The following is a 13,368-nucleotide window of genomic DNA, read 5'->3' as shown; positions in this document are numbered from 1 at the left end:
TTAACCCATGACCATAGAATCTAACTCTGGCTACAAATATAAAGTTGGCGGGAGTTTACCAGTTGAATCTCCTACTTATGTACGACGGCAAGCTGATACAGAATTGTGCGAGAGTTTGAAAGCTGGGGAATTCTGTTATGTACTAAATTCTAGGCAAACAGGAAAGTCTAGCTTAATGGTACAAACAATTCATGACTTAGAAGCAGATGGAATTACTTGTACTGCTATTTATATTTCTGGACTTGGTAGTCCGGATACTACTGAGGAACAGTGGTATGCAAGCATACTTAGCAGGTTAATAAAGAATTTGAATTTGACAAACGAAATTAATGTTAAGAAATGGTGGCAGGAATATAATGATATACCTCCTGTAGAAAGATTTAACGAATTTCTTGAAAAAGAATTTTTAAAAAAGTTATCTAAGAAAAACACTGTAATTCTTTTTGACGAGATTGATAGCGTTATAACTTTAAACTTTCCTATTGACAATTTTTTCAAAATTATACAAAGTTGTTATGATAAACGTAGTACACACCCAGATTACAAGCGTTTAAATTTTGCTGTCTTCGGTGTAGCAACACCTCACGAATTAATTAATGATAAAAAAAATACCGCTTTTAACATTGGTAAAAGAATTGAATTGCATGGCTTTAGTCTTCAAGAGGCAAAACCATTAGAACTTGGATTGCAAAATCAAGTTAGTAATCCCAGAACAACTCTTAAAGAAGTTTTAGAATGGACTGGTGGGCAACCTTTTCTCACTAATAAAATATGTCAAATTATTCAAAATTTACCATTTCCTATTCCAGCAGGTAAGGAAAAGGATGAAATTGCCAAGCTAGTACACAAATATATAATCAACGATTGGGAAAAGCAAGACAATCCAGAGCATTTACAGACAATACGCGACCAAATTTTAACGCGAGGACAAGGCACAAGTTGTCTCTTAGAAATATATAAAAAAATTCTGCTACAAGACGAAATAGTTGTTAATGACAGTCCGGAACAGCTAGAATTACGGCTATCAGGTTTAGTAATTAAAGTACAGCAAAATTTAATAATTAATAACAAAATTTATAGTTCTGTTTTTAATCAGAGATGGGTTGAGCAGGTGCTAGCAGATCTACGTCCCTATGCAAAATGCTTGCAGGCATGGCTGACTTCAAATCGTCGAGATTCATCTCAATTATTGTATAAAAAAAAATTAAAGGAAGCTCTAATATGGTCATTAAATAAAAGCTTGCTTCAGGAAGAGTGTGATTTTTTATATGCAAGCATTAATTTAGATAAAAGACAAGATTTAGAAGAAGAAAAGAGACTGAAAATACAAAAAAATGAAGCTGAAAAAGCAAAACAGTATCAAAAAGAAAAAGAGGCTAGATTACAAGAAGAATCATTAAAAAAACAGGAACAATTTCAACAACAAATACTTTCTTTAGAAAAAGAAAAAAAAGAATTAAATAAAAAACTCTTAGAGAGAAATAAACAAATAAAAAAATGGAAAAATATTACTGTTATTACTATTGTTATTCCTATATTATTTAGTTTTTATAATTGGCTGTATAATCAAGTTTTCTCAAAAAGTACATTTGCATCTTTACAATCACAAAATTATAGCAGTAGTGGAGAACGACGTTTATTTGATAATAATCAATCTGAGATGGAAAAAGGAATAGAAGCTTTTCAAAAAGATGATTATAAAGAAGCAAAAAAATATTTTGATAAAGCCATAAAGATTGCACCCGATGACCCAGAAGCCAAAATATATCTTAATAATTCCGAAGTTTTAGAACAGGGTTCTCATTATACTTTAGGAGTTATAGTATCAGCAGACAATACTAATGATGCGAAAGAAATTTTACGAGGAATAGCCGATGCTCAAAATAAATTTAATGAATTAAGAATGCAAAGCGGTATAAAGTTGAAGTTACTAAATGTAAGAATTTTTATCAATCAAGACAATTATGATGCATCAGCCAAAATAGCAAAAGATGTGGTAAGCAACCCAAAATTTTTAGGAGTAATAGCTCATAGCTTAAGTAGTGATGCACTACAGGAATACGATAAGGCTAAGTTACCTATAATGTGTCTCATGAGTGACTGTACATCTTCTCTACGTTCTTCAAATCAAATTTTGTTCCAAACAGTTATCTCTGACAGAGCAATTGCTCGAAAACTGGCTAAACAAATCATCAAAAGCTTGAATGATAAACAAAAAAACAAAAAAGTAATTATATTCTATGACTCACAAACAAGCATAAAGCTTCGAGAAGCTTTTGAGCAAGAATTTAAAAAATTAAGAGGAGAGTTTGAACATAGTATTATTGTTGATTTAAGTCAGCCTAAACTAGATATTAAAGCTGAAATAGATCGCAGCATAAAAAGTCAAATTAGTGTTGCGGTTCTATTACCAAGTACAAAAACAAATGACCTTGCTATTAATATTGCTCATGAAAACTCTTTATTGCCTCCACAGAAAAGATTACAGCTTTTTGGTAGTACTATAATGTACAATTCTGAAACCTTAATTAATGGGCTTGTAGTTGAAGGCTTAACTTTAGCTGTTCCCTGGATAAAAGATAGCTCCTATGGTAAAACAGCAATAAAAACATGGCAAGGAAAAATAAGTCATCGTACTGCTGCTAGTTACGATGCAACACAGGCTTTAATTGAAGCTCTAACTAAAGACAACGATTCAAAACGAGAAAATGTACTTAATAATCTAAAGAGGGTAGATCTTTCTGAAAATGAGACATCAGGAGATGAACTCAAATTTTCGTCTGTGGGAGAACGTATTGGGGAAGCTCATCTTGTGGTTGTTGATAAGAACAAAAATGAATCTGCACCTGAAACTTTTGAATTTACTTTTACAGAATTTAAGTAAACAAAATTCCTGAATAATTTACTTAATCAAAATAACTTGATTTACTAATATTATAATTTATCATATTCTCCGACCTTTACTCAACCAGTATAGAGGAGCGATCATATTATAAGGTTTCCACCGTGTTGATTCTCTAAGTACAGCATTAGAACCATTCTTTCCTGGCACATCTTTCCGATTAGGTCGAGGATCATTTCTTCCTAACACTCCAAAAGTTGAAAGAGCATAAAACTGTAAATTTTTAGCTTGGATATTTGCTCTTAAAATCTGTTTTGTTTTAGGTAAATGAACATCAAAAATATCCATTTCTGGTTCTAAACGACCAGACCAAATCTCTCCCCGTTCGCACTTGCTCATAACTACAGCAAGGCGTAATTTATTTAGTCTACTCTTCTTATCCATTAACTCTATATACTTTTTCAGCATCTTGCTGTATTCGCTATCTTTCGTCCAATCACTTAAGAGGATTAAACAACCTTCAACATCGTCTATCAAAGATTCGTTAATAAACTCTTCATTTAGCGAACTAGAAAAACCAGTCTCTAACTCTTCAAATATCTCTCCCGGATAATCTCTTACAACTAAATTTATTTCTTCATTTTTTTTTAATAAAGTATTTACTTTAATTTGAAATTGATATAAAGGAGCATCGTCGATACCAGAAGCAATCTCTGTAGGAGGCAAAGAATCTCCTTGACATATGATATTTTCAGCCTTTTCTTCTAATATCTTGGCATCACCAAGAGCTTGCACGTTAAATGAACTAGATTTTTGAATCTTCTTTTGCTTATCAGGCCAATATGCTAACCCTGCTAGGTAAGTTGTCTTGCCAGAGTCGCGTGGACCAATTACACAAATGTTTCCCATTTTAATATCCTTGTAGATTGAATAACTTAATAAGATAAAAAAGTACCTAGGTAGAGCCAAGGTAATTCTAATAGTTTACGATGATAAATACTAGTAACAAAACAACTAACTGAGGTTTTAGACATAGCCTTATTAATTTGTTCTATTTGAGGTTGAACTGGTTTAAAGTATCTATGTAAAACATAGGAATGACGTTCTTGCCAATTCTTTGCAGCCAGTTGTGCAGCTTCTTTATCGAGGTCGCAAAATAAATCTGCTTTGTTTATACAAATTACCACCCGTTTAGCTTGAGAACAATCATTGCGGAAAAAATCTACCCAGCGATTAAACCTGTTGCACCATTGCTGTCTAGTTAAAAAATCCTTGGCATCCACATTTGGTTTTGAAATAATATTTCGGTAAGGTGGAAGTATTAGTATAATTCCCTCACTCTTACGGATTGTACCCAAGAGATTTTTCCACTTATCAGGGTTATCTGCCTGCCATGCTTTTCGCCAGACTTCCCCAGGAGTATCTATCCAATCCACAGGAATTTTTTTGAAACCATTAGGAAGTCTAACCTGAATTTCTAAATCGCGATTGTCAACTTCCTTACTAGCATCTGTTGCTTTAGTTCCCTCTAATTCCTCATCATATAAGAATGATTTGAGTTGTTCGTAGTCAGGACTAGAAACTTTGACGAATTCATTTCGAGGGTTGGTTAATTCCATCGCTAAGTGAGTTTTACCAGTACCGCGATCACCAATATAAATTACTCCCACTTGATACCCTTTTTGTGATTATTAAGGCAAGATAGTTAGTAAGAAGAGGATTATTTAGCCCTTCTAACCAAGCACAACGTACAAACTTGAAAATAAATTAGTTACTTCTCCAAGTTTTTCCTCCATCAAAGTAAAAGGAACAAAATTTTTTTTATAGTATATTTAAGGATATGATAGCAAAAAAGACATCTTTGATGAATCCAAGATTTATCAGTAACCGATATCTAACTTTTCCATTGCCCTCCGTTTAGTCTGCTCACGCAAATGTTAAATAATTGTAAAAACTGGTAAATAAAGGAAGGCGCCTTTTTGTGCATCTAAGCTATGCACTTGAGATAACAACCGCTTAATGTCCAATTGCTTGCCTGCGGGAATAAATTTCTTCTAGAAGTAAATCCCGCAATTCGTTGGCAATATCATCAGGGGGATTACCTGCAAGCGCGCGTCCAATTAACTTTTCTGCTTCTCGTAATTCTAAACATTCTATGGCAAGCGTTGCGGCACTGCGATGAAGAACCGATCTAGTTGGTTCAAGGTCGAATAAGTTTGCTACTAGGTCTGCGGCAGCTCGCTCTTGAGAAAAGGCAGCTTTCGTTAACTCCAAAGCGACGGTGGTATCACCCCTTTGACTAGCTAAAAAAGCTTGGTCAACAAGCTCCATTGCTTCTCGATGAAGAATTTCTACGTCTTGCATTTTTCAACTACACGGGTATATGGTGTGCCAAATTCGACTACGCAGACGTAGCCAGGAGACAAAGTGTCCGAGGGGCTAATCTGTTCTAACTTCATTTTAACTCTAGATTCAATAATGCTTTGGGAACCTTTACGGATACCAGATACTTCCAAACGAGCTTTTCTTTGAAATAAAGTATTTGGGTCATCAATTGAACCTAACCAAAAGTCAAAGCCAAAACTTTTACCTTTAATAGAGCGTTCAATTACGGTAAGTCCTGTTAAATAAGGCATGAGAAGCGCAGCAATACCATAGGCGCCGTACTCAGTTGCAACTTCTTGATCCGCATTAAAGCGACGCACAGTATCGTTAATAGGATTCCATTGTATTTCAACTTGAGTATTTTGTATACCATTGATTTGAAGGTTAACACGGTAAGGATGATTTTGATCATCCAAGCATACTGCTGCTGCGTCTTGACAAGTAGCACCAAAAGTCAGTGACCATCCAGGTCGTTCTGGTTTAGATTGAGAAAGATCATCAAGGTACATTCATGTTTGGTATATTACCTACCATTGATTATTTAAACAATTACATTTTTTTTAATCATATAGGAATTTATGTGCTGTCGGGTGCCTTTTTCAGTGTTGTTACAGAACTCCCAAAACCTCTAAAATTTCTCTTACAGGCGCCTTTTCCAAATCCAAGCTCTGCACCTGTGATAGCAACCGCTTGGGAATGTACTTGGTAGATTTAACTTCGCGCTCACCATCGCTCCAAAATTCGTAGTGATAATAAGCTTCATGATAATCTTTACCTTTTTTTGTGACAGTGCGCCAATGTATGCTGCCGCTCCCGTCGCCCTTATGTCGGCGCCTTTTCCTAGGGGATATATTTGTATCTGAGTTATCCCCTAGGAATTTGGGCGCGTCTCGTAAGTCTTGAGATATTGTAGATTCTTCGCTATTCGTGGAATGACAATTTGTATCTGATTTGTCGCCTAGGAATTGTGGTGCTTCTATTTTCCTAGAGGATATATTTATGTCTGAGTTATCCCCTAGGAATTTGGGCGCCTCTATTTTCCTAGGGGATATATTTGTGTCTGACTTATCCCCTAGGAATTTGGGCGCCTCTCGTAAGTTTTGAGATATTGTAGATTCTTCGCTGCGCTCAGAATGACAGTTTTGGGATGGTTCTGGGAATTGGGGTTGGGGCGCCTCTATTTTCCTAGGGGATATATTTGTGTCTTGCTTATCCCCTGGGAAAATTTCATAAGTGTTGCTGGGAGAGGTTTTCAGTAATTTGGATAGTATTGCTTGTGGTAGTTGTACTACTCCATACGCATCGAAGATTTCTAGAAACCGTGTGCTGTTGTCTCCCCAGTAGATAAGTACATGTGATTGCCTTGCTGGTAGTTTTGGTTCGTAGTTTTGGTCAAGGAATTTGATTCGCCCTTTCCAGAAGCAGACTGGTTGAGTTTTCAATATAGGTGATAACCAGTTAGTATCGGTGGCGCCTGGTACAAGTGCGATGGCTTCTGTTACTCGACCAGTTGCGATTTCTTCATTTAGTTTGGTAATCCATTTGCCGGGTTCTGAGTATGGTGGGTTGAGAAATATTCGTCCGTGCCAAGGTTGAATTAATCCGTTGTCTGTATGTGTGTAATGTGTGGATGCTGGTATATTTTTGCCAGTTTCTGCACAGGGGTCTAGGTCTATTTGATTTAGTACTTGTATTACTAAGTCAATTATGTGTTGGGGTGTATACCAGTTGTCAGAGGGTTTTTCGCTGGTTTTGGATGTTTTTTGAGATGCAGCGGTTCGTTGAGAGGTTTCTAGGTTTGGCGCCAACATAATGAATGTTTTTCCTCTATGTTCTCTGTGCCTCTGTGGTAAATAAAAGTACTTGACTGCACAGGCGAGACGCCCGTGCCACATGTTAGTAACTGGTGCGTTTGAGGTTTTTGAATTGGGTAAATTGTGATTCAAATAGCAGTTTTACTATTCCTGTTGGACCACCGCGATGTTTGGTAATGATGACTTCTGCTAGTCCTCGGTCTGGTGTATCTAAGACATAGTATTCTTCTCTGTAAAGCATTATTACGAGGTCGGAGTCTTCTTCGATTCTTCCTGACTCGCGCAAGTCTGACATGAGCGGTCGCTTGTTGTTACGACTTTCTACACCACGATTTAGTTGTGAGAGTAGGACGACGGTTGTGTTGCATTCTCTGGCTAGAAGTTTCAGTTGTCGTGTGATTTCTCCAATTTGACGAGCAGATTTACCGCTACCGTCATCACCTCCAATGTCAGCCATTAATTGTAGGTAGTCGATGCCAACCATGCTAACTTTGCCGTGTTTCGCTACCATACGCTTTACTTTGGAACGCAGCGAAGCAACTGTTAGTTTTGGCGAGTCATCTATATATATTTTGTCTTGGCTTAATTTTTCAACAGCTACTGCTAGGTCTTTCCATTGGTCGTTGCTAATTCTGCCAGATTCTAAATAAATTCCTTCGACTCTGGCTTCTTGACTCAAATATCGCATCGCCCACTCTTCTTTTGTCATTTCTGTACTAAAGAGTATTACGGGTTGCGAGGAATTACGGGCTGCATTAATTGCCATGTTACCTAGCATGGATGATTTTCCCATTGCTGGGCGCCCTGCTAGTGTTATTAATTTACCTGGTTGAAAGCCTTTTATTATGAGGTCTAAATCATAAAATCCTGTAGAAATACCAGGTTTAATAAGACCTTGAGATATTTTTTCTATATTGTCAAAAACATTTATGAGTGGCTCTGCTAAGATTACTGGCTCAGTTTCTTGGCTAATAGCTTCTGTACGGATACTTAAAAGTTTAGTTTCGGCACAGTCCAGCAGGTGATTAATTTCGCTTTCGGTGTCATAAGCAAGTTGATAAATTTCTGAAGCAGCTTTTATTAACTGTCGGCGCCGATATTTTTCAATCACGATGTCAGCAAGAGCATCAATATTTATTGCCGATACAGTTGATTCTAAAAGCGATGCTAATTTGCTTCGACCGCCGATGGACGTCAACATATCAAAATCTGTCAGATAGTTGGTGACACTCAACAAATCTGTCGGTTTATTGTCACGATGCAGCGCTTCTAAAGCAGAGAAAATATGTTTGTGCGACGAAATATAAAACATCTCTGGCTTAAGAATGCCTTCGACTCTTATTATCGCGCTTGGATCAAGCATTATACCACCCAAAATCACCTCTTCCGCTTCAATATTTTGCGGGGGCAATCTATCTATTGCTCTAAAGTCTAATTCGTTTGTGACTTGCATATTAATTTTTCAAATATTTGAATGGATGAAGCAAAACCTGTATTAACAATTCACGTTACAAAGTGCGTTCACATATTGTTACCGCACGCGCAGTAAATTGTTAGGTATTTATGTTCAAATGCCGTTGTAAAATTGCTTGGAGTCTGGGGTTAGGAGGCGCCGCTGCTCTTCTTGCTGCTTCCTCTTGCTGCTGTTTCTCAAGCTGCGCCATGTAATGTTCTCGATGTTTGGCAAAAAATTCTTCTTGTTCTTTGTTTCGCTGCTGTTCGGCTTCGTGACGTGCGACAAATTTTTCAAAGTCATCGTTTGCATCTTGTTGATTTTTTCTTGCCCAGTTACGAGCAAAGGAATAACCGGATAATGCATCTGTATCACCACTGGAAGCGAGGAGTGTTCTTGCTTTCCATTCAAGAAAGGCTTGTTTTAGTTCTGGGTGATGGGCTGGTTCCCATTGATTAATTTGTTGATTTTTACTGCTATTTGAAGATTGTTCTCTATTTCGCTTGTTCTGATTTATCGAACTTGCGGCGGAATTGTTGTCTTCATGAGGAAGTCGTTGTTCAGATGAAGAATTTTTTTGGTTATCGGTTTTAACAACTGGTTTCTCAACTTCTGATGATCCTGGTTGGTTATCAACCTTGGTAGCTTCTTGTTTAATATTATTTACACACACACCAGGGCGGGGTTCCGGGGCGCCGCTAGGCGGGGCGGATATTTGTGTATTTTTAGTTGTATTTTCTGATGTAATCTCTGAGGGCGGCTGAAACGTTTGCTGTGTATGGGTTTGAGGTGGGTTGAGTTGGGCGTTTTTGTGCAACTTGTTAGGCGTTTTTGTGCAACTTGTTCGGCGTTTTTGTGCAACTTGTTCGGCGTTTTTGTGCAACTGTTGATTTTGCGTTGTTTCAGCGCTTTTTTCACCTGTTTTTTCTACTATTGGCTGATGGCGCGCAATGGCTTCGGTAAGTGCTTCCTTATTTATTCGGTAGTAAAGTTTACACGGTATGCCTTTAAGCTCAACAAATAATATTCCTAGCTCTTTTAGGTGCTTAACTACTGTGTCCTGCTGGCGCCGGGTCAGTCCGGTTTCTTTTTCCCACTCTTCTTTGGTTTTATAAAACCAACCTTCGGGGTTGTTAGCTTTAGGAGTCCAGTAGTAGGCTTGTGAGAGAAAAATCCCTGCTTGGGCACTTCCACCAACAAGTGCAAAAATTCGGTGGTAAGCAATTATTTGATGGAGGAGTTTTGGTAAGTCAGTCCAATCAAGATTTGGGGTGATTGGTTCTTCAGTAACTGTTTGTAACGGTTGTACTAATTCAAGCTCGATGGTAGCGCATGGTGACATGATATTAACTCCAAAGTACTAAAACGGTCTTTGGAGCGAGTTACTTATCCGCCGAATCGTTGTCGATTTGATTGCTTAAACTATTTTACTCATGGAAAATAGGATTTTCTTATAGTAAAGTAGATAATTTCCAAAATAACTTATTAAAGTTGTTGTGAATTTGGGCGCAAAAATCTACAGAACTCTACACATGGTGTACAAATCCTGGTAACATAAAGACAATAACGATTGAACAAACGGAAGGCTAAACCACTAGACTATATCCGTTACAGTGCCGCCAAGCTAAAGCAACTGATATAAGTTCTATGGGTAAGCTAACTCGCTCTAAAAGCATCATACAGCTGAGGTGCCACTCTTGTTTAAAGGGTGGTCATTTTGGCTAATATTTTTATTTTCGTGCTTATTGCTCATCCTTTAAATCCTCTTTCAATTTATAGTTTCTTAGACTACAATATACCTCATAACATGTAGAAGAAACAACCTTTTTTTCTACATATATTTTATAAATCACTTGTATGCCTGCTCTCACCATAAAGCCTCAAGACCTGAGTCCGTTAGGGGAATTGATATTCAAGTTTATTAAAGAAAACGATATTTCCATGCGCGAATTTGCTGACATGGCGAATATCACTCGCCCTGGACTGCGAACAATGTGCTTAAAAACAAGCAATCCAACGCGCTCAAGCATTGTGAGGTTGGCGAAAGCAATGGATAAATCACCTCTGGAACTTTATCAGCTAGTTTGTTTAAACAGAGAACTAAACCCTTATAAACCCGATTTAATCGATAAAGCTATTAAAGGATTTGATTCTGTTCTAAGGGATATGTGGGAGTTGGTACAGGAATTGCCTGAAAAGGACAGACCTTCCGACCTGGAACTTGTTAATCAAGCTTTGGATACTCTTAGGTCTTGTATACCTAGGCAGTAAAATCAAAACAATATAACAGTCGAGAGTAAAGTTCTTGTAAGGTGGGCATCATTATCTACCTTCATGTACTTTACCTGAACGCGAACCGTTATAAATTACATTAGCAGCATTTAATAAAAGGTGTATGGGACGCTAGTCTAGGTTTTATCTATGACTCTAGACGTAAATCTATTGGAAGAGGGTCATAAACTCAAAGGTATTTTAATCCACCCGCACGTACACTAACTAATTATCAGTGCAGATGTTTTATATAGTTACGATGTAATGTGTCTGTTTGCTCTACTAGGTTTTGTGGCGCCTAGTGGCTCGAAAATTATTACTGAGACATTTGGGAATTGGGAAAAAGCTGATTTAATGAATAGCCAAACAACATCCCAATCTAAACCACTGTCTACTCCCAGTCTTCAAGCGGTAAGCTTGGAACTCGACTAAATTCACCTGTGTTGTGCGTAACCAATATTAGATTATTCGCCATTGCAATTGCTGCAATCTGAAAATCATTAGGACCTATTGGTGTACCTAATTCTGTTAATTCCGCACGGATTCGTCCATAAATAATTGCTGCCGCATCATCAAATGGTAGCGATACAAATAAATTCAGAAATTGTTGCTGCCGAGTAAGCGTTCTTTCCATATCGTTACTCCGCATGGCGCCGAAAAATAGTTCTGCTTTGACTACAGAACATACAGCAATCTCTTCTCTTCTTGTTGACCTTATACGTGTTCGTACTGTTGGCGACCTACCATTGAGGTAGCGAGCGCAAACGTTAGTGTCCAACAAATACCTCACAATATTTTTTCCCGTTCCTCAAATTCGCCTTCTGAATCAATTACAATTGGGTCATCCGCACAACTACCATAAGTTTCCTCAAAAAAACCGGGTGGGTATCCAAATTCATCGAGTGTGTTTGGCTGTGCTGGTGGTTGTAATGGTTGGTATATTACCATTATTTCTACTTCTGTATCTATTATTTCTACTGGAATATCTAAATGTAAAATACCGTCGGCGCCAACTTTTTTGTTTAGTTTAATACTTTTCATAGACAATTCTTACGCCATTAGATAAGTTTTTTGATTTAAGAAACTGCTGGTTCATCCAAGCTTAACTGATGGGGATTTTTAAGAATAAATGTACCGTTTTCTTTGATTAAGTCACCTGTGCAGTAAATAGGAAGGCGTTCTTGATAAGCTTTAAGGGCAAGAATATAGTCGCGGTCTGCTAGTTCAGTATGGATGGAGCGTAGTTTGTTAACAACAACACCAAGTAGCGTAACTTCTCCACTTAGCTCTGCGGCGTTGGGAGTGGCGATGTGGGTAACAACTGCTTGAATGGTGGTGTTAGGCGCCTCTGTAATTAAGGCGCCGTATATTTCCACTTGTGAACGGTTTTCTGCCAGAGCGAGAGTTTCTACAACCTCCGCCATCCTCCGCTTGAAGTCAATAATTTCTGGTTTGAGGGGCAGTAGAATTTCAAAACCGTCTAAAGTCCAGATGGATGCTTTATCTCCCTGTTTTTGTTGCTGCTGCCAGCCATGTGCAACCAAGTAGGTTTTTACTTGTTGGGGGTCAATGTGTTGAAATTTTTCTATGTGTGGCTCGATTGCTGTCATAAGTTTTCTCCAGCAGCGATGCGTTCCATTATAGTTTTGAGTGCGTTAGGACGCGCAGATATTTTGACGCGGAATTTCTATAGTGATGGTTGTTTGTTCCTCAAGTGGTGGTCGTCCCCGTAGCGATAACCAGTAAGCGCAACGTTTGAGGCATAGAGAATCTTCGGTTTGGGATAACCAGTCGTTAGCATTTTTTGGTATCAGAACAACTACTAATAGTTGTGGTATAAAGGGGTCGTTTTCTCGAAGTTCATCGTAGTTTTTAGCGGTGAGTCGGTATTTTATAGATTCATTTTTAAGGATATCTTGGGATGTGGATTTGATTTGTATATCAAACCTGGGTAAGCGCTTGGAGTTGATTTTACCTGGCACGGTGATTGTAGCGTCGATGCCGCTGTCATCTAATCTACGTGTAGCAGTTTGGAGAGAGTAACCTATGCTGCTACTAACAGCATATATATAAGCGTAACTAAAATCTTCTTTCTGGGTATTGAGGTTCATTTGATGTTTACATAAATGCTGGCGTTCAAATTTGATAATGAAGATATTTTAAGACTGTGGCGCACTTTCCTGTTACTATGGCGCCGGATAGTACAATTCTTCTTTTTCCCCCAACCGCAATTCTATTATTTAGCCATGCATCCAAATAAATTTATAGGGAGAAATTACGGTTTCAGTAGGGAAATTACTGTAAATTTAATTACTTATACGTATTTACTGAAGGTAGCAAAAGTATGCGAAGCTGGGGAATCATGGGGACTACGTTATTAATCATGCTTGTGGCGCCTAGATGCTCCCCATCAACACAACTATCCAATAAGGGACTTAATCAAGATTCTTCTAAAGTTGAGCAAAATTTAAGTATTCCTGCAAATTTAAAAGCAAAGTCTGACCCAACCCTTATTCCACTTCCTAGTAAGTAGTTAGACAAAATTAATTACATAATTTTCTCCAAATTCTCTAAGGATTTTTTCAACAGATGCAACAAAAGTT

The 13,368-nt window shown here is 37.8% G+C and carries 14 protein-coding genes; 3 read left to right on the top strand and 11 right to left on the bottom strand.

The features are described 5' to 3' along the window. Positions 1-7: 7 nt before the first annotated feature. Positions 8-2,884, top strand: a complete 2,877-nt coding sequence (locus tag DSM106972_RS47325) for an AAA-like domain-containing protein (protein WP_127087214.1) — start codon at positions 8-10, stop codon at positions 2,882-2,884. Positions 2,885-2,944: 60 nt separating this feature from the next. Here DSM106972_RS47325 and DSM106972_RS47320 read toward each other — a convergent pair whose 3' ends face one another. From DSM106972_RS47320 to DSM106972_RS47290, 7 genes are all read right to left on the bottom strand, one after another. Further along, the gene (locus tag DSM106972_RS47320) at positions 2,945-3,751 is read right to left on the bottom strand and encodes a hypothetical protein (RefSeq protein ID WP_127087213.1); all 807 of its coding nucleotides are present in this window, start codon (positions 3,749-3,751) and stop codon (positions 2,945-2,947) included. Between the two features lie 26 nt (positions 3,752-3,777). Beyond that, positions 3,778-4,512 (bottom strand): hypothetical protein, encoded by a 735-nt coding sequence (locus DSM106972_RS47315; RefSeq protein ID WP_127087212.1) that lies wholly within the window; start codon positions 4,510-4,512, stop codon positions 3,778-3,780. A gap of 346 nt (positions 4,513-4,858) precedes the next feature. Beyond that, positions 4,859-5,206, bottom strand: a complete 348-nt coding sequence (locus DSM106972_RS47310; RefSeq protein WP_127087211.1) for a hypothetical protein — start codon at positions 5,204-5,206, stop codon at positions 4,859-4,861. Then, positions 5,194-5,736 (bottom strand): hypothetical protein, encoded by a 543-nt coding sequence (locus tag DSM106972_RS47305; protein WP_233786928.1) that lies wholly within the window; start codon positions 5,734-5,736, stop codon positions 5,194-5,196. Before DSM106972_RS47305 ends, DSM106972_RS47310 begins: the two co-directional genes overlap by 13 nt. A gap of 99 nt (positions 5,737-5,835) precedes the next feature. Next, positions 5,836-7,038 carry a DNA N-6-adenine-methyltransferase gene (locus DSM106972_RS47300; protein WP_233786927.1) on the bottom strand — a complete coding sequence of 401 codons (1,203 nt, stop codon included), beginning with the start codon at positions 7,036-7,038 and terminating at the stop codon, positions 5,836-5,838. An 85-nt stretch (positions 7,039-7,123) separates the two neighbouring features. Continuing rightward, a complete protein-coding gene (gene dnaB, locus DSM106972_RS47295) occupies positions 7,124-8,494 on the bottom strand; it encodes a replicative DNA helicase (RefSeq protein WP_127087210.1) in 1,371 nt (456 codons plus the stop codon). Positions 8,495-8,594: 100 nt separating this feature from the next. Further along, positions 8,595-9,836, bottom strand: a complete 1,242-nt coding sequence (locus tag DSM106972_RS47290) for a hypothetical protein (RefSeq protein ID WP_127087209.1) — start codon at positions 9,834-9,836, stop codon at positions 8,595-8,597. A 515-nt stretch (positions 9,837-10,351) separates the two neighbouring features. Between DSM106972_RS47290 and DSM106972_RS47285 the strand changes: the two genes are divergently transcribed. Beyond that, entirely contained in the window at positions 10,352-10,765 is a 414-nt protein-coding gene (locus DSM106972_RS47285; RefSeq protein ID WP_127087208.1) for a helix-turn-helix domain-containing protein, read from the top strand. 391 nt (positions 10,766-11,156) lie between these two features. Here the strand turns inward: DSM106972_RS47285 and vapC are convergent, their stop codons facing one another. From vapC to DSM106972_RS47265, 4 genes are read right to left on the bottom strand one after another with little or no spacing between them, the layout of a single operon-like run. Continuing rightward, positions 11,157-11,555: a type II toxin-antitoxin system tRNA(fMet)-specific endonuclease VapC gene (gene vapC / locus DSM106972_RS47280; RefSeq protein WP_127087207.1), complete on the bottom strand. Its 399-nt coding sequence runs from the start codon at positions 11,553-11,555 to the stop codon at positions 11,157-11,159. Continuing rightward, on the bottom strand, positions 11,552-11,806 hold the full coding sequence (locus DSM106972_RS47275) for a hypothetical protein (RefSeq protein ID WP_127087206.1): 255 nt from the start codon (positions 11,804-11,806) through the stop codon (positions 11,552-11,554). Before DSM106972_RS47275 ends, vapC begins: the two co-directional genes overlap by 4 nt. 35 nt (positions 11,807-11,841) lie before the next feature. Further along, positions 11,842-12,375, bottom strand: a complete 534-nt coding sequence (locus DSM106972_RS47270) for a hypothetical protein (protein WP_127087205.1) — start codon at positions 12,373-12,375, stop codon at positions 11,842-11,844. 45 nt (positions 12,376-12,420) lie between these two features. Beyond that, the gene (locus tag DSM106972_RS47265) at positions 12,421-12,876 is read right to left on the bottom strand and encodes a DUF4365 domain-containing protein (protein ID WP_127087204.1); all 456 of its coding nucleotides are present in this window, start codon (positions 12,874-12,876) and stop codon (positions 12,421-12,423) included. Positions 12,877-13,109: 233 nt separating this feature from the next. Here DSM106972_RS47265 and DSM106972_RS51920 point away from each other — a divergent pair, with 233 nt between their 5' ends. After that, a complete protein-coding gene (locus tag DSM106972_RS51920; protein WP_127087203.1) occupies positions 13,110-13,298 on the top strand; it encodes a hypothetical protein in 189 nt (62 codons plus the stop codon). The last annotated feature ends 70 nt before the right edge of the window (positions 13,299-13,368 follow it).

This window comes from Dulcicalothrix desertica PCC 7102 (assembly GCF_003991905.1).
Taxonomy (GTDB): Bacteria; Cyanobacteriota; Cyanobacteriia; order Cyanobacteriales; family Nostocaceae; genus Dulcicalothrix; species Dulcicalothrix desertica.
The sequence above is the reverse complement of the archived record's forward strand: the minus strand, read 5'-3'. Positions and strand labels throughout refer to the sequence as shown.

Coding starts and splice junctions, on each gene's coding strand:
- DSM106972_RS47325 (WP_127087214.1), top strand. CDS start 8: ATGACCATAGAATCTAACTCTGGCTACAAATATAAAGTTGGCGGGAGT.
- DSM106972_RS47320 (WP_127087213.1), bottom strand. CDS start 3,751: ATGGGAAACATTTGTGTAATTGGTCCACGCGACTCTGGCAAGACAACT.
- DSM106972_RS47310 (WP_127087211.1), bottom strand. CDS start 5,206: ATGCAAGACGTAGAAATTCTTCATCGAGAAGCAATGGAGCTTGTTGAC.
- DSM106972_RS47305 (WP_233786928.1), bottom strand. CDS start 5,736: ATGTACCTTGATGATCTTTCTCAATCTAAACCAGAACGACCTGGATGG.
- DSM106972_RS47300 (WP_233786927.1), bottom strand. CDS start 7,038: ATGTTGGCGCCAAACCTAGAAACCTCTCAACGAACCGCTGCATCTCAA.
- dnaB (WP_127087210.1), bottom strand. CDS start 8,494: ATGCAAGTCACAAACGAATTAGACTTTAGAGCAATAGATAGATTGCCC.
- DSM106972_RS47290 (WP_127087209.1), bottom strand. CDS start 9,836: ATGTCACCATGCGCTACCATCGAGCTTGAATTAGTACAACCGTTACAA.
- DSM106972_RS47285 (WP_127087208.1), top strand. CDS start 10,352: ATGCCTGCTCTCACCATAAAGCCTCAAGACCTGAGTCCGTTAGGGGAA.
- DSM106972_RS47275 (WP_127087206.1), bottom strand. CDS start 11,806: ATGAAAAGTATTAAACTAAACAAAAAAGTTGGCGCCGACGGTATTTTA.
- DSM106972_RS47270 (WP_127087205.1), bottom strand. CDS start 12,375: ATGACAGCAATCGAGCCACACATAGAAAAATTTCAACACATTGACCCC.
- DSM106972_RS47265 (WP_127087204.1), bottom strand. CDS start 12,876: ATGAACCTCAATACCCAGAAAGAAGATTTTAGTTACGCTTATATATAT.
- DSM106972_RS51920 (WP_127087203.1), top strand. CDS start 13,110: ATGCGAAGCTGGGGAATCATGGGGACTACGTTATTAATCATGCTTGTG.